Origin of the sequence: Anthropogastromicrobium aceti, from assembly GCF_020687335.1 — a bacterium.
Lineage (GTDB): Bacteria > Bacillota > Clostridia > Lachnospirales > Lachnospiraceae > Anthropogastromicrobium > Anthropogastromicrobium aceti.
Genome location: NZ_JAJEQN010000011.1, coordinates 1 through 26,776, shown reverse-complemented (window position 1 = coordinate 26,776; position 26,776 = coordinate 1). Strand labels below are relative to the sequence as shown.

The window sequence follows — 26,776 nt, the reverse complement described above, 5'->3', positions numbered from 1 at the left end:
TTTTCACATTACATCATACTATGGATTATAACTTTAATCCTATTGCTTCGTTTACGTAGGAAGTAATGAAATCTGGCTTGCGGCCTGTTCCATGACGATCAGGAACCTCAATGATCAGAGGCAGCTTGTGATCCAGCTTCACTTTATTGATCAATTCTGGATACTCTCTTCCGAACTTTTCCGTCAGCAGCAGGATTCCGATCTCCTTATCTTCCAGCGCATGGTCTATTGCTTTCTTTAATTCACCCTGTTCGTGAACGACGCAGCCTTCAATTCCGGCCAGACGCATGCCCACAAGGGTATCTACATTGTCACTGACCAAATATATTTTCATATTGAATATGCCTTTCCTGACGTTGTTTCTACTTCTTTACAGCTGACCAAGAATCATGAAGGAAATGATCAAACCATACAGGCAGACACCCTCTGCCAGACCTACGAAGATCAGGGACTTACCAAGAATAGAAGAATCTTCACTGATTGCACCTAATGCTGCGCTTGCTGCACTTGCTACGGCGATACCACCACCGATACAGGAAAGACCAGTTACAAGAGCGGCTGCCAGATAACCCATACCAGTGGAAAGACCGCCTGCTGCCTGTGCTGTCTCTGCTGCTGCCTCTGCTGCCTGTGCGTTTCCACTGAACATAAAGCCGCATGCTACTAACATGATACCGAAGAATGCTGCTGCATTTGTGCCAATTGTGAGCTTATAACGTGCCTTATTCTTTGTTCCGCTTAAGAAATATGCAAATGGAACGACGATGCTTAATAAAAGTGCTGCAAACAATGTAATCTTAACTAACATAATAAAATCCTCCTCTTATCTTTGCTTTGTATTGTGTTTTTTTCAAAAATGTCTTATATCCATGACTGCCTTTGCAGTCTTTTGGATTTCTATTTTTACTGCTTTGTGTTATACGGTTCAAACTCTCTTCCATCACCTTTGTAGAAACGGGAGAACATCTCGTAGTATTCCAGACGAAGTACCTGAATACCAACGATCAAACCTTCCATACCGCATACAAAGAGATTTCCAAGAATAACAACAAGAATATTCGGTGTGCCGCTTTCTGCACCTGCAAGCATCATAACAACCTGCATCATAGCTGCATGGCTGACAGCAAATGCTCCGATACGGACAAACGAAATAGTATTTGAAAAGTAGCTAAGCAGTACCTCGATTAACTCAAACAGTGCCTGAACAACAATCATAACTGGACCTGTTTTCTCCGCTGGCTTTTTCTTCTCACAAAGATCAGTCAGCTGCTCCTTAAATGCAATACACAGAAGCGGTATAATAAACAGTACCGCAAGCAGTGCACCGCCTGGAATGCTGTGACCTGTCATCAGCATTACGATGGCAAATACAAGCAGTCCGTAGAATACAAGACCGGCAATTCCGTTTGTATCAAAGCACAGATCACCGAGACTGTGATTTTTTGCCGCATTGATAATGTGGATTATCATTGTCAGAAGAATCATTCCCATACCAAATGCAACTGCTACAATAAATACCGTATTCAGTCGTCCGATCATAGGAAGATCAGTCATCTTTGACATTGGTCTTAGCCAAATCGGTTCTATTACATCCTCAAAACCAAAGATACTTCCGAACATAAATCCAAAGAAGGTGGAGAATACACCTGCCATACTTATGATGGCTGCAAGATTCATCTTCTTAAAGTGATACAGCAAAAATCCTCCGATTACGAGCACTAAGCCCTGTCCGACATCTCCAAACATCCATCCAAAGATAAAGGAATATGTCAGTGCAACGAAGATGGTCGGGTCAAACTCATTATAATTTGGAAGACCATACATACGAATATACATCTCATACGGCTTAAACAGCTTTGGATTGCGAAGCTTTACAGGCGGCTGTGAAACACGATTTTTGTTGTCATCATGGATAAGACAAATCACATTTGGATCACTTTCAATCTCTGCCTTAAATTTCTTTGCGTCACGCGCTGTCATCCAGAAGCATATAATATAGAAGTTTTTCTTATCTGCACCTGTAACAGCTGCCAATCTTCTTATATCAAAGTTCTTTGAAAACTGCTTAAGCTTTGCCACTGCAGCAAGGATCTTTTCCTTCTTTGAAGAAAGCACATGATCAATCTCGCTCTGCTTTTCCTTTATCTTAGCATCAAGCTCACCAATATGCTTTGTCAAGAGTGCCAGTGCCTCCTCTGGAGTACCCTCATACTCATCCGGAAGGCGAAAACGTTCAAAGTGAAGTGCCTTATAAACAGCATCAATCTTTGCAATCTCATTCTTTGGGCTAAAATATACGCCCCATACATAATCCTGATCCTTTTTGCATTCGTAAAAGATCGTATTGACATTATCGTACGTGTACTGCATAAGCTTTTCCACGTAATCGACTGGGATTCGTCCGAAGCGATACTTTACAGACTTAAATGCAAGCAGCTTGTGAACATCATATCCCAAATTATTAAATGGAACAATCTGATCCACTAATGCCTGCAGCTGTGTCTTTTCCTTGTTCAGCGCTTCAAGAGACTTCTCTGCTTCCTTGATCTTAGCATCTGCATCATCAATTAAAGCTACAGCCTCTTTGACATCCATAGAACTATCCGTCTTTGTTTCCTTTGCTCCCATTGCGGACATAAGCTGTGTAGCTTTGTTTAAGGTCTCGCGGTACGGATTGATCTCAATGAACGGCTTAAGTCCAGTTGTCTCAGAAAGCTCTGTCATTGTACTTTCCAACTGAAACTCATACTTTGACAAATGCTGTTCAATTGCTCTGTCAATATCATCTTTGGGTCCCGTAATGCTTAAGAATTGCATTTTTTCTATCATGGTTACCCCTCGACTTTCCTAAATAAACTTACTTTCTGCACAAAAATGACAATCACTGCGTTACTGCGTATTTCATCAGTTTTGCTGTTGGGATTCCATAGCGTATTCCCTCGATAATTGATGTAATACGTGCAATTTCATGCTCTTTGCGGTACAGCAGCGCATTGAGCGGTGCAACTGAGTATGGATTTTTTCTGCCGGCAAGCTCAAAAATATGCTCTACCAGCTCAGTGTACATCTTTTCCACAAAACGAATCTCAGCAAAATCGTCTGCGTACTTCTGACCATAGTAGCCGTTTACAATGAGTAATCTCGCTTCCTCATACGTAGGCGCCTCTACAATAGCCGTGATGTCATCTGGTTTTAAATGGTAATAGCTAGGAACAACCATCGCATACAGCTCAGGTGCTGTCATTCGGTAGTTTTTCTTTGCACGCATCAGCCACTGGATATTCAGCAGATCGATTCGTCTTCCATAACTATCCGCAATGATCTGTCTTTCTTTTCCCTTAAGAAGCTTATCTTTCTGTTTCCAGATATAACTGAAATAATACACGTCAAGGCTGCCCTCATAGTCGAACAAACTTGGCTCTTCAGTATGGCGTATGGCGTCAAGCGGATGATAAAACGGTGTATTTTTTAATGCATCAATCAACTCATCCACCGTTGTGCTATTCTCAATCGCATCTGTATCCAAATGCGAATGACGCGCAAAAAACGCGCTGCGGTATGCCTGATCCTCTTGGATACTCTGACCTGAAATGACTTTTCGAAGACAACCCTTAAGATATGCCGCCTCATAGTGCAAAAAGTAAAAATCCAAAAACGCTCTTTGCTCTCCTCTGGCGAAACTGTACAGACGATTGTAATCATTGTAAAGCGATCCCATAAGCGTCGCCTCAATCATTCCTCTGTGACTGTCATGTTCATCAAAGTCCCTCAGCAGCGGCTCATATTCGGAAAACTGTCTCAAATAGCCAACTGCTTCACCGACACTCGCACAAGATGCCAGCTGTTCGTACTGCTCCTTCTTTAAGAGCTTTCCTCCCATGGCACGGGCTTTTGCACTGATACCGCTGTAAGATAAGATACCAGAAATAATAATCACCCCTTTTCGTAAGATTTTTTTGGCACAACACTAATGATACCATAAAAGTTATTGCGCCACAATCTTTGCCAGCAACTGTCTGGCGATCGCCGAATGGCTTTCCTCATAAATACGGTCCATATGAGCAAGCTGTTTTTCAAGCTCCTCCTTCTGAGCCTCAAGTTCTTCAGCGATCTTTTTTTCAAGCTCTGCCTGCTGAGCGCTGATTTTCTTTTGTGTCTCTTCATGAACCTGCTTTTCAAAGGCTGCAATTCTGGCATCCTGGTCTTTGGCCATCTGCTTCTTCTTTGCACCTGCCTCCTCAATAATTGAAGATGCTGCAGTTTCTACTTCACTTAATCTTTGAATAATCTGATTCATCTGCATGCCTCCTTTTTCGCACATTCATTATAGTATGATGATACAAAATTGTCATTGGCGAATTGTTTTAAAAAACTCAAATAAATTTCATATTTTTTTTGTTAATTTTTTGTCATACTGTGACGTTTTTCCTCGTTTACGATCGTTTTTGGCGCGTTGACTTTTTAGTAACTATCATATATACTTCTTATATAAGAAGCTTTGTGGTTTGCAATTCCATTGTTTTTTGATTTGCAGACCACTGCAATTAAGTTTGAGGGAGGTTGGAATATGAAACATTTTGCTGTTACCATTACCAGAACCTGCGGTGCCGGTGGTACTTCCATCGCAAAGATTCTTTCCGCTCATTATGGAATTGAATACTATGACCGCATGCTGCTTCGCCTGGCTGCCGGAAACAGCGGCATCAATGAAGCAGTCTTTGCTGCAGCCGATGAGGATACAAAGAAAAGCCCACTATTTAACGCCTTTAAGAAGGTCTATAACGGCGAGCATATCCTTCCGGAAAAAAGCGAATATGCGACAAATGATGACCTGTTTGCCTATCAGGCAAAGGTTATGAAAGAATTAATCAAGGAGAACTCTTTTATTGTAATCGGAAGAGGCGGAGATTATGTATTAAAAGATTATCCGTATTTAGTTCGTGTATTCGTTCACTCTCAGTATAAGGATTGTCTTGCGCATGAAATGGAAATTATGCAGTGCAGTGAAAAGGATGCTGCCGAGCGCATCGCAAAGACAAACAAATACAGAAGTGATTATTACAAGCATTTCACCGGAAGAGAATGGATGGATGCAAGAAATTATGATCTTGTTTTGGATACAAGCCGCTACACCTATCAGCAGTGTGCAGAGATGATTGAAGCAATCGTTGCTGAGCGCATGAAAGACTGAGAGGTCGGAGATGAGATTACGCAACGTCAGAGGCGCACGTGAGGAAATGCTTGTAAATCCCTACGTGATTCAAGAGCCACAGCAGTACAAAGGACATGTTGCTGTTCAAATTTTTGGCAACAACAATCCGATCTTCATTGAGGTTGGAATGGGCAAGGGACAATTTATCACATCACTTGCTGCACTTCATCCAGAAATAAACTACATCGGAATTGAGAAATACTCTTCTGTTTTGATCCGTGCCATTGAAAAGCAGGAAGAGCTTCAGCTTCCGAATTTAAAGTTTCTTCGCTTTGACGCAGAATATCTTCCTGATATTTTTGCACCAGGCGAAATTGCTCACATTTATTTAAATTTTTCCGACCCATGGCCAAAAGACCGACATGCAAAGCGCCGTCTTACAAGCAGCCGATTTTTAGGGCTGTATGACCAGATTTTAGCAGACGGCGGTATTGTCGAATTTAAGACCGATAATCAGCCGCTATTTGATTTTAGTCTGGAATCTGTAAAAGAATCTGGCTGGACACTTCTTATGCAGACACGCGATCTTCACCATAGTGAGTTTGCTGAGGGCAATGTCATGACAGAATATGAAGCAAAATTTTCTGCCATGGGAAACCCAATCTATAAATTAGAAGCCGTTCACGATAAAAATGCTTAATTATGCAAATGATCACAAAATGCTCCTGCCGCATATCTTGTGGCAGGAGCATTTTATTTGGAGGTCTCCATGCATTGTCATCATTTTCGCAAATTTATTATTCGTCACAGCTGCTGTCCTTTTTTCGACTGCACTCTGTTACATTTATATCGCTGTTTTCAAACTGCCGCCAAAGCCTGTGCCCACTCAAAGAAAAAATGTTCTTCAAAGCGGCCTTGAAAATATTTTTAATTTTTTTTTAAAAAACTGTTGACAAATCAATTGAGCTATGATAGTATATAGGAGTCGCGTGAGTGACAAATAAAAAAGAAGCGCCTCTAGCTCAGTTGGTAGAGCACCTGACTCTTAATCAGGGTGTCCAGGGTTCGAACCCCTGGAGGCGCATGATTAGAAGCATCCGAGTTAATCGGGTGCTTTTTTGTGCTATCGCAAAGCGTTCAGTTTCAAGACGTAAAAAAAGATGGCACAGCTACGTACCATCTCTATTTGATTAAACCTCATCTTCGTTTGTCAGCACATCCTTCTCTATAAAAATAGGACGCTGTTTTCCCTGAATATACATTCTTGCTATATATTCTCCCATAATTCCCAAAATTAAAAGTTGGATACCTCCAATTAAAAGAATCAATGCGACAATTGTTGCATATCCCGGCACATCTACACCGCAGATCAGCCGCTGCAAAACAACCACAATAAAATAGATAACAGCAAGAAGTGACGTGAATGATCCAAGCACAGTTGCAATTTTTAACGGTGCAGTTGAATAACCAATGATGCCCTCCACCGCATACTTAAACAGTTTCCAGAAACTCCACTTTGTCTTTCCTGCATGACGCTCCTCGGCAACATAAGGAATATAGTAAGTATCAAAGCCAACCCATGAAAAAATCCCCTTTGAAAAGCGATGATATTCTGGCATGCTTAAAATTGCATCAACCATTTTTCTTCTGCACGTGCGAAAATCACTTGCTCCATTGACAAATTCTACCTCGCTCATTTGATTAATCAGGCGATAAAATTCGCGTTTAAAGAAAGACAGACCTCTTCCTTCATTTCGCTCTTTTTGAAAAGCGGCAACACAGTCATACTCTGGATGCTCATCCAATATCTGAACCATCTCGCGCACAATTTCAGGACGCTGCTGCAAATCAGCATCAATCAATGTTACAAGATCACCCTTTGCATGCTTCATTCCTGCCAGGATTGCTGCTTCCTTTCCAAAATTACGTGAAAACTGAACGATTGTGATCGGTGTTTCTTCTCTTTTCTCATAAAACAGCTTTTTTAACTCAATCCCGGTATTATCCCTGCTTCCATCATTTACCATAACAAGCTCATACTCATAACCACAGCCCAAAAACGCATTTACAGCTGCATCATAGAATGCTCGGACATTATCCTGCTCGTTATAGCATGGAACCACCAGTGATAATTTCATCCTACTACCTCCTGTCTTGCCTACTTGTCTTTCATATTTAAAAACCAGATTTATCATCCATCGCAATCTGGTCGGATAGCCCCACTTTTTTGCTTCATCGCCTACTATAACACAATTATGCCCTATTGGAAAGTATATTTTACGTATTTCCTTTTCTTTTCAGCATTTTTATGTTATGATAAAGGCCAGTCTGACTGACTTATCAATGTTTCACGGTGCAAAACTGTGCCCATTATGGAAAGGTGTGAATATTGTTTATGAAAACTGTTTTACGTTCTTCTTTTTCTTTATGCCTATGCATATGTCTTCTTTTACTGCCATGCCATGCCACAAGTGCTGCAACAAAGGCTGAAATTGACACCATGCAGGCACATCTGCCTGACGAATGGCCTGATGCGCCTGAAATCACAAGCGAGGCCGCAATCCTCGTTGATATTGATACTGATACAATCCTATACGCAAAGAATGCGACAAGCTCCATGTATCCTGCCAGCACAACTAAGCTGATGACAGCCTATCTGACTCTGTCTAACACTTCTTTGGATGATATTGTCACATTTTCAAAGAACTCTATTTATAGTCTTCCAAGCGGCAGTAGCCACATTGGTATGCATATTGGGGAATCCTTAAGCGTTAGAGACTGTCTGTATGGTCTTTTACTTCCTTCAGCAAATGAAGTAGCAACTGCACTTGCTGAACATGTCAGCGGCTCTGTATCTTCCTTTGTGGAACTAATGAATAGTACTGCTGTAAGTCTTGGCTGCGTAAACACAAACTTTGCAAATGCCAATGGCCTTCAGGATCCAAACCACATGACATGCGCCTACGATTTGTATAGAATTATGCTAGGCTGCCTGCAGTATTCTGATTTTATCTCTATTTCATCCACACCAGCTTATTATAGAAAGGCCGATTCCATTCTAGACCGCGATATTCCTATGGGCACTACAAATAAGCTTATTAAAAAAGATTCCGACTACTACACACCGTTTGTTGTCTGTGGAAAAACTGGCTGGACCGAGGAAGCTGGACGCTGCCTCGTTACGTATGCTTCAAAAGATGGACGCAATTTAATCTGCGTTACAATGAACACAGAAGATCCAAATCAATATAAGGATACTATCCAGCTTTTTAATTACGGATTTGACCATTTCAGTGTGGCAAAAGCTTCTGAGCAGGATCTGACCTACAGCACACAGGCGCTTATCTCTAACAGCCCGCTTGGTCTTTCTGAGCAAAATTCCTCTTTTCTGACACTGGACAGCGCTTCACGCGTCACCGTGCCAGATACTGTTTCACTAGATGACCTGACACGCCGTCCCATTACAAATGAAGATGGCACACATATGCTCTCATATGAGCTTCATGGATATCCACTTGGAACTGCAATGATTATCAACCAGGTTGCACAGGACACAAGTGACCTCTATGTGGCAACTGTCAATTCATTGTCCGATGTGCTTCAGACAAAACCTTTCCACGAAATAAAAATCTGGCTTGTTGCATGCATGCTTGCCGTCATCATTTTGATTATTCTTCTTGTTGTCTTTTTGATTCATTATAATAAGATGAACAAAAGTAAACATCCGACACCGCCAAATCACCAATATCGTATGCAATAAACATTTTATAATACATGTAATTAATCAGAAAAAGGGCTGCGCATTAGCTTGTGCGCAGCCCTTTTTCTGCCGCCTTCTCCATGCGGCGTTTTTTCATTAATTCTGATTTTGCCTTAATCTTTCTGGCTCCCTCTGCATCAGTAAGCTTCATTGTTTTTATCATAAAAACCTGTCCGTCACAGTGCTTTACCCTGATTTTTCCTTTTAACCATCCGTGTCTAGGACAATATGCCAAGCCAAAATACTTGCGGTTGTTATCCGAAAACCAGTTCATTCGTCTTGTGACATTTCGCCCGCATTTATAGCAGACCATTGAACTGACATTTCTTGCTTCCATTGCTTCCTCACGGCTTGGATAAAGCTGTGAGACAAACTTTGAATAACGCTCAAAAACAAGATATATCTCCTCCTGTGCATTTGTCGGAGGTCTATAATAATCTACTGATACCATGCTCTGCCAGCTCTGCTTTTCAAGCTGACTTAACACGCAGCCTGTATAAGCTGCATCATACACAGCACGGTGAAACGGCCATTTCTTTGGCAGTGCCAGCGTCTCAATCACACTCTCAAGAGATGCACGCGCGTGACCATCCAGACAATACAAACTGTAAAGCTTTTGAACATCATAATAAAACAAAGGGAATGCAAACGGATTTTCCATTCCAAAATAGGCAATGTTTCGCTGCAGCTCCGTCAGATCCATGTCGCCCCACGTAAAGAACACAGGATCCTTTCCACACCATTTCCAGAAGCGTTCCATCGCGTCCAAAAACGGTATGCCTTCAGCTTCTAGCTGTTTCATGCTAATGCCAACCACTTCCCGCACGCGGTAAAACAATTCTGTGTACACGCACGGCCGGATCAGGCAGCTAAAGCTGTCTGTCTGGTTTCCGTGCTCATCTAGGCGTACCGCGCCAATTTCAATCACCTCAAACGTAAGTCCTGGTGCTTCCCTATCACGCGTCTGTGCCTGATTCCATTCTAAATCTAATACAATTGAATTCATAAATAATAAATCTTTCTAATATATCCCTTATTATAGCCTTACAGTTAAGCCTCTGCGCCTGGCACAAGCATTTCCAAGCCTTCTACTCCTTCTACTGCATCGCTTATGGAGCTTGCCACATGACGAAGCGATACAAGTCTTGAGTAAAATTTTGCGTAGCCTGGCTGAACCTCACAGCCGCGGCGGCCATAAAAATAACTTCTCATCATCTCCTCTGCAGCCAGTGTGATGCCGTTTCCTGCGGCCTGATCCATCGCATCCAAATATAGCTCTTGATCTGTCTGTGCCGCCAGGCCAAGGAGATATTCACCCACTCCATACATTCCGCAATACTCTGCACACAAAATGCTGATCGTATGCTGCAGATTTTTTCTTTCCTTTTCATCTAATGTCTCAGATAGCACCTGATGCAGCTGATTCATTTGTGCAAGAATCTCTGTTACTGCCGGCACCATTGCCTCATAAATCTTCTTTCCATTCTTCTCACTTGCAAGAAGCGGTGCAAATACAGCCATCTCAAGCATTGCTGTGCTTGTAACGTCCTCACCTGCAATCTGTTCACACCGTTTTTTTACCTTCGTTACAGCAGCCTCATCAAAATGATTCAGATATAGTGCAGCCAGTTCCTCGAAACCATCCTCCAAAAAACCACACAATACATTTTCCATCAGCTTTGCCGTATCATTCTCTCCATTTTTTTCCATATCAAGATCAGGATGTAAAAGCGGCAGCAATTCATCTGTAACCATCTGTGTATTTAATGAATCCTGTGCCTGAAGATATTTCATCACGCGTGAAAAATTCAGATACAGATATAAAAAGCTTTCCGTTAACAGCAGATGCTTTGCTTCCAAAATATCTGGCTCGTAGCCGCTGACACTATTTTGATCTGTCACCTGTGACACAGGTGCAAACTCCCAATAAGACCGTAAATGAGGGAAATCAAGTCCCTGCTTTTCACGATACTGTGCCTGTGGCAAACGCCTCGATGCATCACGGCGCATCTGCATCAGATTTTCACGATATTTATCTGGCTGGCCAAAACACTCTTCCTCAAAATAGTCGAGCACATCGGTGATTCGGTCATCACTGATATCAGCAGCCTCATTGCTGTAAAGCCATACAAAATCACTTACAGCATCTTTTAGACGGTGCATAGAATGCTGTGCATGCTTATACATCACCTGATCTAACGCAAGCTTCAGTACAACAGCAGCCTTCTCATAATTCCCCTTTGCAATCAGTCTGTTTCCCTCTTCCTGAAGTGCACGAAAGTCCCAGTTTTCATCATTATACTCCTCGTACCACAGATCTGTCTTACAACTGGGACAAAAATGAGGATTTCCCCAAAAATGTGTATGGCAATTCCTGCATCTTCCCATTTGTATCACTTCCTTTCTTATTTCTTCTTTACCTTGAATAGTCACATTTTAGCACAAATGAATAAAAATAGCAATGCAGGCACTTTCTATTTAAAACGGATTGTGCTATTATGATGACAGTTCATATGTCAACCCATTAAGATGTCAATTTGACATCAATTTTAGGAGGTAAATTATGCAATTGAAGGAAATTGAAAAGCTGGCAGCTTCTGTCATGGAAAAGGCAGTTGATGCAAAAGAAGTAGCTGGTGTCAACCTGCTTGTTTTAAAAGACAAAGCGCCTGTATTGTCGCTTCAGGCTGGCTACGCTGATCTGGAAAATAAGGTTTTAATGGCAGACGATACTATCATGCGCCTGTACTCCATGAGTAAACCAATTACAGCAGCCTGCATGATGATTTTAATGCAGCGCGGTCTTGTTGATTTGAATGATCCGGTATCAAAATTTATTCCGGCTTTTGCAAATCAGACTTACGTAAACGGCAATGCACTTTCCCTTGTACAAAGACCGATGACCGTGCATGATCTTTTATTTATGACCTCTGGCCTTTCCTATGGAAGCGATTCTGCTGCTGGAAAAGCGACATCTGATCTTTTTGCAGAGATGGATGCACGTCTTTCTACAAAGGATGCTATGACAACACGTGAGTTTGCCGACCGCGTTGGAAAAAATCCACTCGAATTTGAGCCGTCCTCTAACTTTATGTACGGTATTTCCGCTGATATTCTTGGTGCACTGATCGAGGTAATCTCTGGAATGAGCTTTGCTGAATTTTTAAAGAAAGAGATCACAGATCCTCTTGAGATGCCAGATACAGGTTTTTTCGTTCCTGCACAAAAGCAGTCTCGCCTTTCTAAGGTTTATGCACGCACAGAAAATGGATTAACGCTTTATACAGGAGATCATCTGGCAATCAAAAATAAAATGGATACCCTTCCGGCATTTCAGTCAGGCGGTGCCGGTCTTGTTTCTACATTAAAGGATTACGCAAATTTCGGCACCATGCTGCTTAACGGCGGAAACTTTAAGGGACGTCAGATCTTAGAGCCAGAAATTGTACGCTATTTCACACAGGGAACACTGCAGCCTTGGCAGCAGGAGTCACTGTCTCGCGGCTGGGGCGGTCTTGAGGGCTATAGCTATGGCAATCTGATGCGCGTTATGAAAGACCCTTCTAAGGCAATTATGTACACAACACTTGGCGAGTACGGCTGGGATGGATGGCTTGGACCTTATTTTTCCAATCATCCAGGCTGCAATATCACTTTCCTTGCTGGTATTCAGCTTACAGATGCCGGTACTACACCAACCGTAAGAAAGCTTAGAAATGTCGTTTTACCAAATCTTTTGAATAACAGGTGATGGAACCTATGAATGAACTGATTTCACAGGCTGCTGATTTTATTAGCAGCCTGCTGCCGTTTCTCAATAGTATAAATATTGTCGGTCTTCTTTTATCATTTGTCTCACTAGTATTATCGGTACTTTTATGCTTTTGGGGCTATCGCCTGTTTACCTGCTTTGCAGCCGGCATAGGCTTTGTAACCGGCGCCTTTTTAGGATTTTTCCTGTCTGGTCATTTTACAGATGAGTTATGGATTATTCTTTTAAGCGCACTGATTCTTGGTCTTATACTTGGCTTTTTAGCAACCAGGCTAATTCTTTTATCCACATTTTTTGTCGTCTTTATTCTTGTTTCAGTCTTTTCATGCGGTCTTCTTGTTTCATTTGTCACATCACTTTCAAACGTGATGGCCGGCATAATCAGCTTGATTCTTGGAATTGTCGCTGGTGTGATCTGTATAAAACTGCAAAAACCTATCATAATTCTCGTCACTGCCTTTTGCGGTGCACTCGGCACGGTACAAATTTTATTTCAGCTTTTAAAATTTGAACAGATTACAATCTTTTACGGTGCTTTCTTATCACTTGCTATGATCGGAAGCATTGTCCAGTTTTTAAGTACAAGGCGAGACGCATAAAAAAGTGCGCGTAAAAAATGATTTTTTCATCTTTTACACGCGCTTTTTAATATTATAAAATCTTTTAATCTTTTTCCAACAAATATCCTACATTTCGCACTGTGCGGATCATCGACCCTTCCTCGCCAAGCTTTTGACGCAGCGTTTTAATATGCATATCAAGTGTACGGGACTCTCCTTCAAAATCAGTTCCCCACACACGTTCCATAATTACCTCTCTTGTCAGTACCATGCCACAATTAGCCATAAGAAGCTTTAAAAGCTCATACTCTTTAAATGTAAGCTCGCAGTTTTCTCCATTTACCGTCACGATATGACGCTCATCATCTAATACCAGATTTCCAACCTCAAGACGCTTTGTCTGCGCACCTGCACTACGGCGAAGCAATGCCTTCACACGCGACAGCAGTTCCATAATGCCAAATGGCTTTGTCATATAATCATCTGCTCCTATGTCAAGCCCACGCACCTTATCAAGCTCTGTAGTCTTTGCCGTTACCATCATAACTGGCAAATGCTTTGTCTGCGGCATTGCCCTAAGCTTCTTTACAATTTCTAAGCCATCCTCATCCGGCAGCATAACATCAAGCAAAAAAAGATCTGGCGTTTTCTTTTCCAATCTCTCGTAAAGTGCTTTTGCATCCTCAAATTCTTCAATTTCAAAACCGCCGCATTTAAGTGCATATGCCTCAATCTGACGAATATCATTGTCATCCTCTACAATAAAAACTAGTGCCATCTTATTACCATGCCTTTCCGCAAAATTTTGCTTGTCTTTTGTGCTTTTTCTATTTTACTTTGACATCATTAAGTCACTACTATACTGCTTCTTTTTTAATTCTACATCTTTTTTATGTAAATTCAATGTAAACTTTCCATCTTATTATACATTACTTTGAAAGACCTGCTTCAAATGTCTCCTCATGAAATCCATTAACCTTAGGGTCTTGTTATAAATATTTAGTAGCGTGAACTGTAACTACGGACATCAGCCCTTAAAATGTAACTCCCGTATGAATGCGTGAAAAGTGCGATGGTCGGAAGAAATTTGTACACTGCACAAAGCGTGTTTGGCTGTATGAGGTATTTCCATTTGTCAGTGTCAAATGAACCTCTATGATATTATCTGGTTCTTCTTCTGTTCCATTCCACCGAAATGAAAGATCCTCTATCCAAAATCCCTGATAAAAATTTTCATCAAATGTCCAGTTTGTGCCTTGTGACGAACTATCCTTCACAGGATAATAATATAGCGAAAAACGTCCCTTTCCATCACCAGAAGCTTCACTTTCCATGCACACAGGATTTCCATTTGCTGAGTAAAAGCATATTGTTTTCCACCAATCATCACCACTTGATTCACCCCCCAGACAAAGCAATGCTCCATCTGCACTTGCTAATGAAAGCTCTCCTTGTGCCTTATCAAGAATTGTGTCACTGACTACAATTGCCCTTGATAAAGATTCCATCCTGTAAAACGCATTCATTGCAGCAGAAACTGCAGTTGTTGCTGCCAGTAAAAACATACCAATCAGCGCAAATGTAACAATAACCTCAACAAGTGTGCTTCCACGCCTATTGTCTTTTATCTTCTTCACTGCTCATCACCTCCATCTGACATGGCTGATGAACGATTTTCATATCCAGTTGTTCCATCTCCAAAGTAAAAGATTGATGCATTTTGCCTGCTGTAGCTGCTCCATTTAGTATTTAATGTAAAGCTGCCGTCTTCTCCAGAAAAAACACAGCTTACAGATTCCGTATTTGTCGGGCTAGTCCTGTTTTTATAATAGTCTCCTATTAGCTCCTGTTCTTCTTTTCGTATATCTACAGAACGTGCAATAAGATTTCCCGAAACTTTCAAAGACTTTTGAAACATCAGCATTATTATCATCAGCAGCAAAAATGCCACGATGACGCCTACTAAGCTTACACCCTTTTTATTGTTTACGCATCTTTGACTTAGTCGTTTATACTTAGTCTGCCTTCTGCCTGTCATTTTTTTAATCATATCCCGCATCACCTACCTTCGCTCTGAGCGGATCCAATAAAGAGTATCCTGCACATCCTCATTTTGATTCTCATCATCCGCTGCATAAGCAGTATAAGCATTATAGATTGTAGTAACAAAAAATGGCATGTTATGATATATGCAGTGCACCGTTATATAAAGTGATGCATCCGTATAGCCATTTTCTCCCTCCTCCCAGCTAAGCGTTGCCTGCGCTGACAGCTCATTTGCCTGATTCAGTGCACTGCTGTCCAATGAAAATGTCTGTTCTTCACCAGATGGCCAGCTTCCTGAAGTGATCTTGCTGTTGACAAATTCTAAGATAGTTCCACTAGCCTGTGTTTTTTCCTGCTGTGATGGTGTCACCGTTAACTCTTTTTCCAGCTCATCTGCAAGCGATACAGCAAGTATTCTTGACTGCTCCTGATCCTTTACTCGTCCCGCATTTTGTGTCATAACTGAGGAGGCCAGAAGAAGTGCAAGCGACATCATAACAAGAACTGCCATGATACACACCACAATAATCATCGCTATTCCCTCTTGTCCATTTCTTTGTCTGTGCTGTTTCATGGCAGTCTCCTTCCCCAAGCTTGTATATCGGTATCTTACCACTATAAAGCATCTGCTGTCAATCAATCCACATAAACGCAAATAAAAACCAGTGGGGACAAACAAAATATTACTGTTCTTTGTGTTACACCCACTGGTTTTTCATGCTATTTAGTTTTCTTCTACGTTTTTCGCGGCAATATACACACTTGCTGTCTGCGGTCCTACAGTCACATGAAGAATACCATCCTCGGCACGCTCCATAACTTCACCGATATTGTAGGTTGACTGTGTTGTCTGGATCACACGCTTTAAACATGCATTTTCCAAAATACCAATCTGCCATATTGGAAGATCTACTGTAAGCATCTCTCTTCTATTATTAATAAGAATAACTGCCTGCAGCTTTTTATTAAATCTGCCATAGCAAATCCAGTGAGAACCGCTTGCAATCGACTTATAGGAACCACTTCTAAAGCACTCATATTTTTTGTGGATACGAATCATATCCTTATGAAACTCTATAAGTTCCCAGTCTTGTTTTCCCCACGGATAAGATCTTCTGTTGTCTGGGTCAGTCCAACCAACCATACCAGCCTCATCTCCATAATAAACAGTTGGTGCGCCTGGCCAAGTCATCTGCATGACAACTGCCTCTCGAAGAATGCACTTTTCCACATTTTCATTTGCGGCTTTAGCGCCCTTTGTCGCAATACGTCCGACAGTGCTGTTTGTTCTTGTAAGGAAACGAGAATGATCATGATTTGACAGCTCATTCATAGCAACGTCTAGTGACTGGCGTTGGAACTTGCTCATATTGTGTTCCATTGTACGGAAAAACTTGTCTCCATTTCCATACCATTCAGCCTGAAACTCATCACTGTGCTTTTCCATACCTGTCAAAAACCATGTGATTGGCTCCATAAACGCATCATAGTTCATGACTGTATCCCACTGATCACCGCGCATCCAGCTGCTTGGATCACCATAGTGCTCAGCCAAAATAATTGCCTCTGGATTTGCTTTCTTGACAGACTTTCTAAAATCCTTCCAGAACTGGTGATTAACACCAATACTATGACCAAGATCTGCTGCCACGTCAAGACGCCAGCCATCTACATTATAAGGTGCACTGACCCATTTTTTTCCTATACGAAGAATATAGTCATATAACTCCTTTGAACCCTCATAGTTAAGCTTTGGCAGTGTATCATGTCCCCACCAGCCCTCATAATTCTTATTATACGGCCACACGCCTCCAGTAAAACCAAAAAAGTCGTGATATGGGCTTGACTCAGATACATATGCACCTGGCTCATATCCTTTTTGTCCTTCATAAATACACTCTCTGTCAAGCCATTTATTGAAGGAACCACAATGATTGAATACACCGTCAAGAATAACCTTCATGCCTCTTGCATGAATTTCTTTTACAAGCTCTGCAAAATATTCATTTGATGCCTCTAAATTTTCTTTAGAGGTAACACGGCAGATATAACGACTTGCCTTTTTGTTTTCCTTCTCATCCTCTTTAAGAAGCTCGCCATCATCCTTTTTGATAACTGCAAAATGCGGATCAATATAATCATAATCCTGAATATCATATTTGTGATTAGACGGAGAGACAAACAGCGGATTAAAGTAGATGACCTCAACGCCAAGCTCCTGCAAATAGTCAAGCTTTGCGCGCACACCCTGAAGATCACCTCCATAGAAACGTCCAATATCAAGATTTGCCGGAAGACTATCCCAATCAGTTACGCGCTCACTCTGTGATCCTACATAGTAATACTCACCTGAGAGAACATCATTGGAAGGCTCTGCATTATAAAAGCGATCCACATAAATCTGATAAAATACTGCACCCTTTGCCCACTCTGGCGTATGAAAGCCCGGTGTGATTCTAAATGCATACTTCTGGCGCAAATTCGTTGTACATCCTAATTTATTATAATAACAGATATCCCTGCCTTTTTCGATCTCGAAGTAATATAGATAAGACGTACTTCCAACGCTTATCTGTGTCTCATAAAAGTCAAACAAACCTTCTGTTCTGACCTTTTCCATTTTGATTTCACTTTTTCTTGAAATCAAATAGACATTGTCCACGTTATTGGCCAATGTCCGAAAGCGGATGACAACAGAGTCGCCCGCCTCCGGCTCTGCCGGAGTACGGTAATCTTCTGTTTCATCACAAAATAATGCATTTTTTACTAATATATCACTGAACTGCATTTTTTTCGTGGCTCCTTTAACCGTGCGTTATTATCTGCCTTCTGATGGCATACCTGACATGAGAGATGTCTGCTCTGCACCCGGCTCTGGAAGCTCCCTTCCATCAAAGATCGCCTCAAACTCCGCGTTTCCAATTTTTTCACGCTCGATTAATACCTGCGCACAGCGGTGAAGCACGTCCATATGCTCAGTAATAATCGTCTTTGCCTGTGCATATGCCTCATCAATAATACGCTTCACTTCTATATCAATTTCTCTGGCAACATCTTCACTGTAGCTTCTTGCATGTCCCAGATCTCTGCCGAGGAATACTTCTTCCTCACCGCTGTCCTCATAGTTGATGGTTCCAAGACGTTCTGACATACCATATTTTACAACCATTGCACGGGCTGTCGCTGTCGCCTGCTTGATATCCTGTGATGCTCCTGTTGTGACATCGCCAAATATCAATTCCTCGGCAACACGACCACCAAATGCTACGATAATATCTTCTTCCATGCGCTTCTTTGTCATAAACATCTCATCCGCCTCTGGAAGCGGCATTGTGTAGCCTGCCGCACCCATTCCAGTTGGAATAATTGAAATGGTGTGTACCTGACTTTCATGCGGCAATACATGGAACAAAATTGCATGGCCTGACTCATGGTATGCTGTGATGCGCTTTTCCTTGTCGCTGATGACCTTAGAGTGCTTCTCTGCACCAATTCCCACCTTAACAAAGGACTGCTCTATATCGCGCTGGCTGATGTAGCCCTGTTTGCTCTTTGCCGCATTGATCGCAGCCTCATTCATCAGATTTTCCAGATCTGCTCCGGTAAATCCTGCTGTTGTCTGCGCAACACGTCTTAAGTTTACATCTGAGCCAAGCGGCTTATTCTTTGTGTGTACCTTTAAAATTTCTTCTCGTCCCTTTACATCTGGACGTCCTACTGCCACCTTACGGTCAAAACGTCCAGGACGAAGGATAGCCGGATCAAGAATATCGACACGGTTTGTTGCTGCCATAACGATGATTCCCTCATTGACACCAAAACCATCCATCTCTACAAGCATCTGGTTTAATGTCTGCTCTCTCTCATCATGACCGCCGCCAAGACCTGTTCCTCTTCTTCTGGCTACGGCATCGATCTCGTCAATAAAAATGATGCAAGGTGCATTTCTCTTTGCCTGTTCAAACAAATCTCGTACACGTGATGCACCGACACCAACAAACATCTCTACAAAGTTTGAACCAGAGATTGAGAAAAATGGCACGCCTGCTTCACCGGCAACTGCCTTTGCAAGCAATGTTTTTCCTGTTCCCGGAGGGCCTACTAAAAGGATACCCTTTGGGATTCTAGCGCCAAGGCTTGTGTACATATTTGGATTTTTAAGAAAATCCACCACTTCCTCAAGTTCTTCCTTCTCCTCTTGAAGACCGGCAACATCCTTAAATAAAACTTTCTTGGAGCCGCCTGTTTCCATAACAGCTCTGCTTCTTCCGAAGTTTGCCATGCTCTGACCGCCTCCGCTGCCACCTCCCGGTGCTGCCATACGGCCTGTCATTGCTACGAACACAAAGCTTATTCCTATGACTAAAATAAGTACAGGAAGAAGTGTATTTAGAAAATAATTTTCTTTAACTGCTGTCAGGGTAACTTTTATACCGTTATCCTGCAGACGGTCTAACTCAGCATTGACATCTGATACGAATACACGATATTCTGTCGATGAACCACTGACAAAAAACAACACACTGCCCGTCGGCACCTTCGCATTTTGTTCAATCTGTGCCTGAGCGATTTTTTCTTCTTCCACAAATGAACGATACTGCGAGTATGTTACATTAGTCTGCGTATAAAGAGAACGCTGAAAGAAGAAAATTAATGCAATTACAATTGCAATAATAATGGTATATGCGATTATTCCATTTGACTTTTTCAATTTACTCCTCGTTTCTGCAAATATTTACTCAGTCTCAACCACACCTACATACGGCAGATTGCGGTACAGCTGATCATAGTCTAATCCGTAGCCAACTACAAACTCATCCGGCACCTGAAAACCTGTATAGTCAACATTTACATCATCAACCTCGCGACGATCTGGCTTGTCAAGAAGAGTACACAGACAAATGCTGGATGGCTTTCTCTCGTTTAAGATCTTCATCAGATGGCTGAGTGTTCTTCCAGAATCAATAATATCCTCAACTACCAATACATCTCTTCCCTCAATAGACTGATCCAGATCCTTGACAATCTTTACGATACCGCTTGACTTTGTACCAGCACCATAGCTTGATACGGACATAAAATCCATAGTTACTGGAACGGTAATTCTCTTTGCAAGTTCACACATAAAAAATACGCCGCCCTTTAATACACAAATCATGTGAACCGTCTTTCCCTCATAGCGTTTGCTGATCTGCTCTCCCAGCTCGCGGATTCTCTTGTCGACTTCTTCTTCAGAATACATTACACGAATCTTATCTCCCATTTTTGCACTCCTCTGCTTTTTTATTTTTATAGTTTTGAGTCAATTTTCTGACTATCGTATGCGATGATCACTGCATTGTTCTAACTTCAAGCACCAGCCTTGTATGTTTGGTGATTTTACAATCTTCGGCCATGCGAACTCCTGCAATCCACAAAACACGGCTTCCAGATGCCAGAATAGGAATCTGATCCCGCTTTACAGCAGGAATTTTAGCATTAATCATGCAGTCGGAAAGCTTTTGCGTATTACCCTTTGCATCAATGCAAATACGGTCTTTAGGCCTTCTTTTACGCATAAGCAACCCTTCTTTTATTGTATCATAATCGAACCAGTTTACACAACAAGTTTGTGGAATTTTTTTCTCACAAACGGGGAAAATTGAGTAAACAGCCTTACCAATTTTGCTGTTTGGCGATTGTAAATCCTGATTTTCTTCTTTATGCTCTGAAAAGCTCTCTTTTTCTATGATTAAAAACTCATATTGAATACGTGCCTTACGTCTTTGCGGCAGATTTACCATGCTTCCTGTGCGCTTTGACAACAGCCCTATAACAGATTCAATATGTGTCCTAGTTATATCTTTTACGCCTCCTGTATGCGAAATTGCCTCCTGAATCAGATATCGCTGTAAAATTGGTTTTTGTAATTTAAGCTCTTTGACAGGAAGCATCATTTGCTTATGCAAGACACAATTCCATGACGAAAAAAGTGCTTGTGCCTGATCTCTAAGATATTCCTCTGCCTCAGAAAAATCACCCGCAGCACATGCTATGTGCTCAGCAGCCTGCGCATTATATTCACTTGAAAGAAGCGGCAGAAGCCTGTTTCTGATACGGCTTCTGAGATAGTCATCTGTCAGGTTTGTCTCATCAATGCACCATTCCTGCCCACTTTCTATAAGCCATGCTTCAATCTCCTCTCTTCTCATACCTAAAAGCGGACGCACGACAACGATATCTCCCTTGTCTGACAAGCTGCGCTTACAAGGTATTCCGCTACATCCACGAATCCCGCTTCCTCGCAGCAGATTCATTAGCACTGTCTCAGCCTGATCATCCATATGATGTGCCACTGCAATTACAGATGCACCGCGTTTTTTTGCTTCATACTCAAATGTTTCATAACGGACACAACGCCCTGCCTCCTCCTCAGTCAGATGATACTTCGCTGCAAGAGCCGGCACATCACATCTTTTTTCAACAAACTCAATTTCTTCTTTTTCGCAAAGCTGTCTTGAAAACTTAAGATCATGCTCTGCTGACTCACCACGTATGCCGTGATGAACATGAATTGCTGTTATTGAAAGATTATATATTTGCTGCAATCGTTTTAGTACCAATAAAAGACAGACAGAATCTGCGCCTCCTGACAAGCCTATGATGACATGATCACCGAAGGAAAACAGCTTTTTTTCATCAATGTATTGCTTGATTTTATCTATAAATTTATCGTGTGGAATCATTTTTATCTCCTTTATTTTTTCCAGAAACCAGCTACAAGCACTGTTCTGTCGTCTCTGGCATTTTTTGTATTTCCTGCAAATGCCAAGATTTTTTTTGCAATCTCCTTTGGATTGTTTTCTTCTAGCTTTTCACAAAAGCGGCACATCGTCTCCTCCTTATCGTAGCCAGGTATTTCTTCTAGCACACCATCGCTAACCATAATAATAATATCTCCATCCTTTAGACGAAGTATTTTTTCCATCGGTGCGTGCTCCTGCAATATTCCTGCCGGCATACTGTCTGCACCAACCTGCATCGTCTGTGTGCCGCGCTTTAAAAAAGTGACGGCTGCACCGGATTTTGTAAGCTCGCATATACCGTTTGCACAGTCAATAACTGTTAAATCAATTGTGACAGGATGTTCCTTTGCTTGAATCATCAGTGCACTGTTAATCACACGAATGAGAAGTGACGGCGAATAGCCTGCCTCGCAAAGTGATTCTGCAAGCTCTGTGACTCCCGCACTTTCCTTTCCTGCAACACTTCCGCTTCCCATTCCATCGCATAAAAGAAGAACCTTTTTTGCATTTGACAGCTCCATGCACGAAAAGCTGTCTCCTGAAATATCATTTCCGCTTTTACAGCTAGATGCAGTGCCAAAAAGCACAAAGTATGGACACTCCTCTTCAAAACGAACCCAACGCGTCACTGATGATACAAGAAGCGGCTGATTTGCACACAGCACCATGCGTTTGCCAAGAACCTCTTCAATGCGCTCGCAGACAAGCTTCATTGAAATACAGCGTGCACTTTTGGCACTGAGCGCCATAATTAGCTGTCTGGCTCCATTTTTATTTTCAGTCATGTAGATTCGCTTTGCCTCTACACCTGCCCATAGCAGCTTCTTTTCCAGATTCTCACGCACAGCTCCGGACAACTCTTCTTTTTCCTGCATCTGCCCGACTGTTTCCAAAAGCATCTGCGCACACTCAAAAAATTGTTCTGACAAAAGCTGACGCAGTTCAAGATAACGCATGCGCCAGTCAGTTTCAAATGGATCCTTTGCTACATCTTCTTCTCGATACATAGAAGAAAGCTGCGAAAAGGTCTGCGCCAATGCCGGCAATCCTTCTCCTGCCATATCTTCTACCGCAGCCTGCCATACTGGTATGCTTTCTTGTTCATTAAATCCACAATCTTCCTTAAGCAAATTTTGTTTTTGCGGACATGTAAGTTTTTCAGGAAGCAATAAAAATACAACACCAACTGCCAAAACAGACTCCATCGTCTGAAATAAAATAGCCGGAGAATATACAATTCCAACGCCAAAAGCTGCCGCTGCACATGCTGTCACGCTAGCCATCCTGCCTAAACTACGAAATGCGCCGGAGAAAATGCCAAGAAGACACAATATGCCAATCTGCGCTGCCTCACCGCTCACAAGAGAAAGCATAATTCCACTTATGCTTCCAGCAATTGCACCTGCTCCTGGTCCAAACCTATATCCAAAAAAGAGTGCACTAAAAAGCAGTACTACCTGTATGACCAGATATGTTGCCTGCCCACTTCTTAACACAACAAAAAGCATTCCGCCGATCATAAAAAAAATTAGGCCAAGTCGCCCTATGCCCATTTTTTTCATCTGATTATTTTGCCATCTTTCCAGACCTTCCACTTGCTTTCGACCTCCATTTCTGAAAACACAATTGTTTATCAGCTGCTCTTTTTATCATAGCTTAGTTTTTTTGAAATGTCTGTCGAAAAGACGGTGCGATTAAAAAAAGTGCCGCTTCGCGTTTCCACGATACGGCACATCATTCACCCTTAAATATGATCTCGTTTTTATGGATCAAGCCTAACTTTTCCTTTGCATACCATTCAGCAAATTCATCGGTTTTCATGTACTCGCTGTACTCATCGAGTTCTTTGCTTCGCGCCTCTTCCTCGGCAATCTTTTCCTCGAGGAGCTGCTGCTGTGCCAGATTCTGGGCGTTTTGCTCTGCCAAACTGTTTCCACCAATCCAGGTCATCACGCTTAACAGTACTACTGTCACAAGTGCCAGTGCGATCCATTTGCGATTGGCTCTCCTTCGGGCTGCCATCTTTCCTGTCAATATTCTCACCTCTCTTATTGCGGCTATGTTTATCCTTTTCTTTTATCATACTTTCTTTTTGTGTCTTTTTCAACCTCTTTTTTTCCATTTTTCGCCTCTCCAGACGTTTTTTTCGCCATGCGTGGCATCTTCTTTGCATTTTAAGTCGTTTTTTTCTAATCTTACAAAACAGACTGCCTGTCAGCTTTGCCGGACCAAGCTGATACAATGCCATCCCAGCTGCAATTCCAATCAGAGAAAAAAGTCTCGGTGTTCCATTATTCTCCCGAAATAAAAGACCAAACATCAAAAAACTTCCAAACGTCCAAAACAATACATCCTGCACGTCCAAAAGAAGCTTTGGCTGACGAAATACACGGCGAAAAAAAATAATCGGCTCGTAGCCAAGCCGCATCAAAAATCCTAGCAGAAATGACCGCATAAAAAACACAAGCTCGCCTGCAACACCTCCGATTACCTTAGCAGCCTCTTCCAAAATGATTCCCCCTGACTTTGGCCTTTTTGCTCCTGATATTCCAGACTGTTCACACAGCCCTCCACCTCAATGATCCCCTTGTCTAATGCCAGCTGCTTCATATGAAGACCATCACCACGTATTTCTAGTGCCTTGTCTGTCGTATTTATTTGTATGATATGTTCGTCATACGCAATCACATCAGTTACACCGGTGATTTTTAAGCTCCTTCTGTGCTCTAAAATCAGACAGTGTTCGCGCTCAATATATTCCTGATCTTGATTTTGTTCCAAAAAAAGACCCCCTAACAATCGGATTTTCCGGTATACCGGTCTATTCCAATATATTAGGGAGCCGCTGATATTATGCTATTGCTCTTAAAGATATTCAAACATTTCCTTTGCATCTTCTTTACGGATTGTCTCCTGCACACTCGTGATACGCACCTTAACTGTTTTATTACCAAAGGCAATCTCTATAACATCTCCAACCTTCACGTCTGCGCTCGCTCTTGCCACTTTATCGTTAAGCATAACGCGTCCGCTGTCACAAGCTTCATTAGCTACCGTTCTGCGCTTAATGATGCGAGATACTTTCAGATACTTATCCAAACGCATATCAATCTCCTTCTAGTTAAAATTCCCCCTACAACGCAAATGCATTTTAGGGGGAATTTTTGCACGTTTTTCGCTCAGATTTTAAAAATCATTACGCGTTAATTGCATCCTTTAATGCCTTTCCAGCCTTAAACTTCGGGTTCTTAGATGCTGCGATAGTCATGGTCTCACCACTTCTCGGGTTTCTTCCCTCTCTCTCTGGACGCTCTGCTACCTCAAAAGTTCCAAAGCCAACCAACTGCACCTTATCTCCAGCCTTTAATGCACCTTCTACTACTGCAGTGAAAGCCTCAATTGCCTTCTCTGCGTCAACCTTCTTTAATCCAGCCTGCTCTGCAACTGCTGCTACTAATTCCTTCTTGTTCATTTGAAACTCCTCCTTACATCTCACACGGTAAGACTAGCAAAATATCCTTTAGCTAAAACTGACTTTTGCTTTCTCTTACACGCTTTTTTCCTCATTTTGCATATCTTTTTTAATGCTTTTTTACTGTAACACACGTTATAAGGTTTTTCAAGTCCTAAAAGAAAAAAGTTATGCAACGGTTCACCTTCGGTGCCTCACCCCTCCATTTGCTTTCCCAAGAAGGAAGCGGCGCAGGCAGCTGCTTTATATTCTGTCTCGCTAAAATGAGTTTGATTTTCGCGGCTATATAAAATGACAGCACCTATACAGTCTCCCTCGCAACAAATCGGATAGATGGCCTGTGCACTGTAGCTGTCTTCGTCTCCGCTTATCAGCGGAATTGTCTTTTTATCTAATCCGGCCTGGATGCTGTTTTCGCGATTGATGATCATTTCTTCGAGCTGCCTACTTATTGTTTTTCCAAGAAGTTCTCTTTTTCCGCCGCCTGCCACCGCAATGATCTGATCGCGGTCAGACACTGCTACCTTTTGATTCATGGTCTGCGCAACAGACTCCGCATATTGTTTTGCAAAGCTGCCTAACTCCATCATTGGAGAATATTTTTTTAGAATAATCTGTCCTTCCCTGTCTGTAAAAATTTCAAGCGGTGTGCCTTCTGCAAGACGCATAGTTCTTCTGATTTCCTTAGGGATCACCAGTCGTCCAAGTTCATCCACACGGCGCACAATTCCTGTTGCTTTCATATCTTCCAATTCCTCCTGATTTGTATTTCTAATCATTTTAACTATTCCATATTTTGCGTTGTATGGGTAGTATATGGAAAGCAGGAAATTTTATACGCAGCAAAAATTACATTGTGTTCATGCACTTCTTACAAAATCATTCTAGCAGATCCTCTGCCTTACAGCCGAGTACTCTAGCTAATGCAAACAAGTTACCTGCACTTGCTTTGTTTATATCCTTTGCCCGCTGTTCATACTGCTGAATCATTCGTAGTGTTACTCCTGATTTTTCAGATAGCTCTTTTTGCGAAAGGCCAACTGCTTTGCGTACAGTCTGTAATTTTGTTGCTATGTTTTTACGTTTCAGTATAGAGTTTGCTACATCAACAAACTTTTCCTCTGACGCTTCATGCAACGTGGGATATAATTTTTGAACAACCCCGCCCGACGGGTCGGACGAGGATTCCGTTGCAGCCGTCAGGATTTCTCACATTGGGATGCATTGGA

The 26,776-nt window shown here is 42.0% G+C and carries 29 protein-coding genes and 1 tRNA gene; 6 read left to right on the top strand and 24 right to left on the bottom strand.

What is annotated here, in order from left to right; all coding sequences use genetic code 11:
• Positions 1 to 25 precede the first annotated feature (25 nt).
• From LKD48_RS05920 to LKD48_RS05900, 5 genes are all read right to left on the bottom strand, one after another.
• Positions 26 to 334 (bottom strand): V-type ATP synthase subunit F, encoded by a 309-nt coding sequence (locus LKD48_RS05920; RefSeq protein WP_066557684.1) that lies wholly within the window; start codon positions 332 to 334, stop codon positions 26 to 28.
• A 36-nt stretch (positions 335 to 370) separates the two neighbouring features.
• On the bottom strand, positions 371 to 808 hold the full coding sequence (locus LKD48_RS05915; RefSeq protein ID WP_118612604.1) for an ATP synthase subunit C: 438 nt from the start codon (positions 806 to 808) through the stop codon (positions 371 to 373).
• A gap of 95 nt (positions 809 to 903) precedes the next feature.
• Entirely contained in the window at positions 904 to 2,829 is a 1,926-nt protein-coding gene (locus LKD48_RS05910; RefSeq protein ID WP_227101934.1) for a V-type ATP synthase subunit I, read from the bottom strand.
• A 52-nt stretch (positions 2,830 to 2,881) separates the two neighbouring features.
• Positions 2,882 to 3,937, bottom strand: coding sequence for a V0D/AC39 family V-type ATPase subunit (locus tag LKD48_RS05905; RefSeq protein WP_118612606.1), 1,056 nt, complete (start codon positions 3,935 to 3,937; stop codon positions 2,882 to 2,884).
• A gap of 48 nt (positions 3,938 to 3,985) precedes the next feature.
• Positions 3,986 to 4,297: an ATPase gene (locus tag LKD48_RS05900; protein ID WP_227101933.1), complete on the bottom strand. Its 312-nt coding sequence runs from the start codon at positions 4,295 to 4,297 to the stop codon at positions 3,986 to 3,988.
• Positions 4,298 to 4,567: 270 nt separating this feature from the next.
• On the opposite strand from LKD48_RS05900, the gene LKD48_RS05895 reads away from it, so the two are divergent.
• The 3 genes from LKD48_RS05895 to LKD48_RS05885 all read left to right on the top strand — a co-directional run bounded on the left by LKD48_RS05895 (position 4,568) and on the right by LKD48_RS05885 (position 6,236).
• On the top strand, positions 4,568 to 5,191 hold the full coding sequence (locus LKD48_RS05895; RefSeq protein ID WP_227101932.1) for a cytidylate kinase-like family protein: 624 nt from the start codon (positions 4,568 to 4,570) through the stop codon (positions 5,189 to 5,191).
• Between the two features lie 10 nt (positions 5,192 to 5,201).
• Positions 5,202 to 5,852, top strand: coding sequence for a tRNA (guanosine(46)-N7)-methyltransferase TrmB (trmB, locus tag LKD48_RS05890; RefSeq protein ID WP_308731507.1), 651 nt, complete (start codon positions 5,202 to 5,204; stop codon positions 5,850 to 5,852).
• Between the two features lie 311 nt (positions 5,853 to 6,163).
• Positions 6,164 to 6,236: transfer RNA gene (locus tag LKD48_RS05885), tRNA-Lys, on the top strand.
• Between the two features lie 106 nt (positions 6,237 to 6,342).
• Here LKD48_RS05885 and LKD48_RS05880 read toward each other — a convergent pair.
• The gene (locus LKD48_RS05880; RefSeq protein ID WP_308731506.1) at positions 6,343 to 7,290 is read right to left on the bottom strand and encodes a glycosyltransferase family 2 protein; all 948 of its coding nucleotides are present in this window, start codon (positions 7,288 to 7,290) and stop codon (positions 6,343 to 6,345) included.
• A gap of 257 nt (positions 7,291 to 7,547) precedes the next feature.
• Between LKD48_RS05880 and LKD48_RS05875 the strand changes: the two genes are divergently transcribed.
• Positions 7,548 to 8,912 carry a D-alanyl-D-alanine carboxypeptidase family protein gene (locus LKD48_RS05875; RefSeq protein ID WP_308731505.1) on the top strand — a complete coding sequence of 455 codons (1,365 nt, stop codon included), beginning with the start codon at positions 7,548 to 7,550 and terminating at the stop codon, positions 8,910 to 8,912.
• 43 nt (positions 8,913 to 8,955) lie between these two features.
• Here LKD48_RS05875 and LKD48_RS05870 read toward each other — a convergent pair whose 3' ends face one another.
• Positions 8,956 to 9,918, bottom strand: a complete 963-nt coding sequence (locus LKD48_RS05870; protein ID WP_308731504.1) for a 3'-5' exonuclease — start codon at positions 9,916 to 9,918, stop codon at positions 8,956 to 8,958.
• 44 nt (positions 9,919 to 9,962) lie between these two features.
• A complete protein-coding gene (locus LKD48_RS05865; protein WP_308731503.1) occupies positions 9,963 to 11,300 on the bottom strand; it encodes a hypothetical protein in 1,338 nt (445 codons plus the stop codon).
• A gap of 175 nt (positions 11,301 to 11,475) precedes the next feature.
• Between LKD48_RS05865 and LKD48_RS05860 the strand changes: the two genes are divergently transcribed.
• Together LKD48_RS05860 and LKD48_RS05855 are read left to right on the top strand one after the other, a co-directional pair.
• Positions 11,476 to 12,663, top strand: a complete 1,188-nt coding sequence (locus LKD48_RS05860) for a serine hydrolase domain-containing protein (protein ID WP_308731502.1) — start codon at positions 11,476 to 11,478, stop codon at positions 12,661 to 12,663.
• Between the two features lie 8 nt (positions 12,664 to 12,671).
• Positions 12,672 to 13,283: a TM7S3/TM198-like domain-containing protein gene (locus LKD48_RS05855; protein WP_227101924.1), complete on the top strand. Its 612-nt coding sequence runs from the start codon at positions 12,672 to 12,674 to the stop codon at positions 13,281 to 13,283.
• A 64-nt stretch (positions 13,284 to 13,347) separates the two neighbouring features.
• Here LKD48_RS05855 and LKD48_RS05850 read toward each other — a convergent pair whose 3' ends face one another.
• The 16 genes from LKD48_RS05850 to LKD48_RS05780 form a co-directional block, all read right to left on the bottom strand.
• Positions 13,348 to 14,022, bottom strand: a complete 675-nt coding sequence (locus LKD48_RS05850) for a response regulator transcription factor (protein ID WP_227101923.1) — start codon at positions 14,020 to 14,022, stop codon at positions 13,348 to 13,350.
• A 256-nt stretch (positions 14,023 to 14,278) separates the two neighbouring features.
• Positions 14,279 to 14,881, bottom strand: coding sequence for a prepilin-type N-terminal cleavage/methylation domain-containing protein (locus LKD48_RS05845; protein WP_308731501.1), 603 nt, complete (start codon positions 14,879 to 14,881; stop codon positions 14,279 to 14,281).
• The gene (locus tag LKD48_RS05840) at positions 14,878 to 15,294 is read right to left on the bottom strand and encodes a hypothetical protein (RefSeq protein ID WP_147366047.1); all 417 of its coding nucleotides are present in this window, start codon (positions 15,292 to 15,294) and stop codon (positions 14,878 to 14,880) included. Before LKD48_RS05840 ends, LKD48_RS05845 begins: the two co-directional genes overlap by 4 nt.
• A gap of 12 nt (positions 15,295 to 15,306) precedes the next feature.
• Entirely contained in the window at positions 15,307 to 15,864 is a 558-nt protein-coding gene (locus tag LKD48_RS05835; protein ID WP_227101921.1) for a hypothetical protein, read from the bottom strand.
• Positions 15,865 to 16,014: 150 nt separating this feature from the next.
• A complete protein-coding gene (locus tag LKD48_RS05830; protein ID WP_308731500.1) occupies positions 16,015 to 18,078 on the bottom strand; it encodes a glycoside hydrolase family 13 protein in 2,064 nt (687 codons plus the stop codon).
• Between the two features lie 30 nt (positions 18,079 to 18,108).
• On the bottom strand, positions 18,109 to 20,001 hold the full coding sequence (ftsH, locus tag LKD48_RS05825) for an ATP-dependent zinc metalloprotease FtsH (protein ID WP_066559095.1): 1,893 nt from the start codon (positions 19,999 to 20,001) through the stop codon (positions 18,109 to 18,111).
• 24 nt (positions 20,002 to 20,025) lie between these two features.
• Positions 20,026 to 20,553 (bottom strand): hypoxanthine phosphoribosyltransferase, encoded by a 528-nt coding sequence (gene hpt, locus LKD48_RS05820; RefSeq protein ID WP_227100740.1) that lies wholly within the window; start codon positions 20,551 to 20,553, stop codon positions 20,026 to 20,028.
• Positions 20,554 to 20,620: 67 nt separating this feature from the next.
• Positions 20,621 to 22,015: a tRNA lysidine(34) synthetase TilS gene (gene tilS, locus LKD48_RS05815; protein ID WP_308731499.1), complete on the bottom strand. Its 1,395-nt coding sequence runs from the start codon at positions 22,013 to 22,015 to the stop codon at positions 20,621 to 20,623.
• An 11-nt stretch (positions 22,016 to 22,026) separates the two neighbouring features.
• Positions 22,027 to 23,670: a SpoIIE family protein phosphatase gene (locus LKD48_RS05810; protein WP_308731498.1), complete on the bottom strand. Its 1,644-nt coding sequence runs from the start codon at positions 23,668 to 23,670 to the stop codon at positions 22,027 to 22,029.
• Between the two features lie 139 nt (positions 23,671 to 23,809).
• Complete coding sequence (locus LKD48_RS16620; RefSeq protein ID WP_408628571.1) at positions 23,810 to 24,001, bottom strand: hypothetical protein; 192 nt, start codon at positions 23,999 to 24,001, stop codon at positions 23,810 to 23,812.
• The gene (yabQ, locus tag LKD48_RS05805; protein ID WP_308731497.1) at positions 23,910 to 24,584 is read right to left on the bottom strand and encodes a spore cortex biosynthesis protein YabQ; all 675 of its coding nucleotides are present in this window, start codon (positions 24,582 to 24,584) and stop codon (positions 23,910 to 23,912) included. The genes LKD48_RS16620 and yabQ overlap by 92 nt, the downstream gene beginning before the upstream one ends.
• Entirely contained in the window at positions 24,563 to 24,856 is a 294-nt protein-coding gene (yabP, locus tag LKD48_RS05800; RefSeq protein WP_066559106.1) for a sporulation protein YabP, read from the bottom strand. The genes yabQ and yabP overlap by 22 nt, the downstream gene beginning before the upstream one ends.
• 84 nt (positions 24,857 to 24,940) lie before the next feature.
• Positions 24,941 to 25,180 (bottom strand): RNA-binding S4 domain-containing protein, encoded by a 240-nt coding sequence (locus tag LKD48_RS05795; protein WP_118612628.1) that lies wholly within the window; start codon positions 25,178 to 25,180, stop codon positions 24,941 to 24,943.
• Positions 25,181 to 25,271: 91 nt separating this feature from the next.
• The gene (locus tag LKD48_RS05790; protein WP_227100745.1) at positions 25,272 to 25,571 is read right to left on the bottom strand and encodes an HU family DNA-binding protein; all 300 of its coding nucleotides are present in this window, start codon (positions 25,569 to 25,571) and stop codon (positions 25,272 to 25,274) included.
• Between the two features lie 170 nt (positions 25,572 to 25,741).
• Positions 25,742 to 26,290: a stage V sporulation protein T gene (gene spoVT, locus LKD48_RS05785; RefSeq protein WP_066559122.1), complete on the bottom strand. Its 549-nt coding sequence runs from the start codon at positions 26,288 to 26,290 to the stop codon at positions 25,742 to 25,744.
• A gap of 136 nt (positions 26,291 to 26,426) precedes the next feature.
• Positions 26,427 to 26,684 carry a helix-turn-helix domain-containing protein gene (locus tag LKD48_RS05780; protein WP_308731496.1) on the bottom strand — a complete coding sequence of 86 codons (258 nt, stop codon included), beginning with the start codon at positions 26,682 to 26,684 and terminating at the stop codon, positions 26,427 to 26,429.
• Positions 26,685 to 26,776: the final 92 nt, after the last annotated feature.

What these genes read in the sequence shown, in the direction of transcription:
- spoVT (WP_066559122.1), bottom strand. Translation starts at nt 26,290, where the DNA reads ATGAAAGCAACAGGAATTGTGCGCCGTGTGGATGAACTTGGACGACTG.
- LKD48_RS05915 (WP_118612604.1), bottom strand. Translation starts at nt 808, where the DNA reads ATGTTAGTTAAGATTACATTGTTTGCAGCACTTTTATTAAGCATCGTC.
- tilS (WP_308731499.1), bottom strand. Translation starts at nt 22,015, where the DNA reads ATGATTCCACACGATAAATTTATAGATAAAATCAAGCAATACATTGAT.
- hpt (WP_227100740.1), bottom strand. Translation starts at nt 20,553, where the DNA reads ATGGGAGATAAGATTCGTGTAATGTATTCTGAAGAAGAAGTCGACAAG.
- LKD48_RS05865 (WP_308731503.1), bottom strand. Translation starts at nt 11,300, where the DNA reads ATGGGAAGATGCAGGAATTGCCATACACATTTTTGGGGAAATCCTCAT.
- LKD48_RS05895 (WP_227101932.1), top strand. Translation starts at nt 4,568, where the DNA reads ATGAAACATTTTGCTGTTACCATTACCAGAACCTGCGGTGCCGGTGGT.
- LKD48_RS05860 (WP_308731502.1), top strand. Translation starts at nt 11,476, where the DNA reads ATGCAATTGAAGGAAATTGAAAAGCTGGCAGCTTCTGTCATGGAAAAG.
- LKD48_RS05840 (WP_147366047.1), bottom strand. Translation starts at nt 15,294, where the DNA reads ATGATTAAAAAAATGACAGGCAGAAGGCAGACTAAGTATAAACGACTA.
- LKD48_RS05795 (WP_118612628.1), bottom strand. Translation starts at nt 25,180, where the DNA reads ATGCGTTTGGATAAGTATCTGAAAGTATCTCGCATCATTAAGCGCAGA.
- trmB (WP_308731507.1), top strand. Translation starts at nt 5,202, where the DNA reads ATGAGATTACGCAACGTCAGAGGCGCACGTGAGGAAATGCTTGTAAAT.
- LKD48_RS05880 (WP_308731506.1), bottom strand. Translation starts at nt 7,290, where the DNA reads ATGAAATTATCACTGGTGGTTCCATGCTATAACGAGCAGGATAATGTC.
- LKD48_RS05910 (WP_227101934.1), bottom strand. Translation starts at nt 2,829, where the DNA reads ATGATAGAAAAAATGCAATTCTTAAGCATTACGGGACCCAAAGATGAT.
- LKD48_RS05920 (WP_066557684.1), bottom strand. Translation starts at nt 334, where the DNA reads ATGAAAATATATTTGGTCAGTGACAATGTAGATACCCTTGTGGGCATG.
- LKD48_RS05855 (WP_227101924.1), top strand. Translation starts at nt 12,672, where the DNA reads ATGAATGAACTGATTTCACAGGCTGCTGATTTTATTAGCAGCCTGCTG.
- LKD48_RS05835 (WP_227101921.1), bottom strand. Translation starts at nt 15,864, where the DNA reads ATGAAACAGCACAGACAAAGAAATGGACAAGAGGGAATAGCGATGATT.
- LKD48_RS05900 (WP_227101933.1), bottom strand. Translation starts at nt 4,297, where the DNA reads ATGAATCAGATTATTCAAAGATTAAGTGAAGTAGAAACTGCAGCATCT.
- LKD48_RS05870 (WP_308731504.1), bottom strand. Translation starts at nt 9,918, where the DNA reads ATGAATTCAATTGTATTAGATTTAGAATGGAATCAGGCACAGACGCGT.
- LKD48_RS05850 (WP_227101923.1), bottom strand. Translation starts at nt 14,022, where the DNA reads ATGGCACTAGTTTTTATTGTAGAGGATGACAATGATATTCGTCAGATT.
- LKD48_RS05875 (WP_308731505.1), top strand. Translation starts at nt 7,548, where the DNA reads ATGAAAACTGTTTTACGTTCTTCTTTTTCTTTATGCCTATGCATATGT.
- LKD48_RS05830 (WP_308731500.1), bottom strand. Translation starts at nt 18,078, where the DNA reads ATGCAGTTCAGTGATATATTAGTAAAAAATGCATTATTTTGTGATGAA.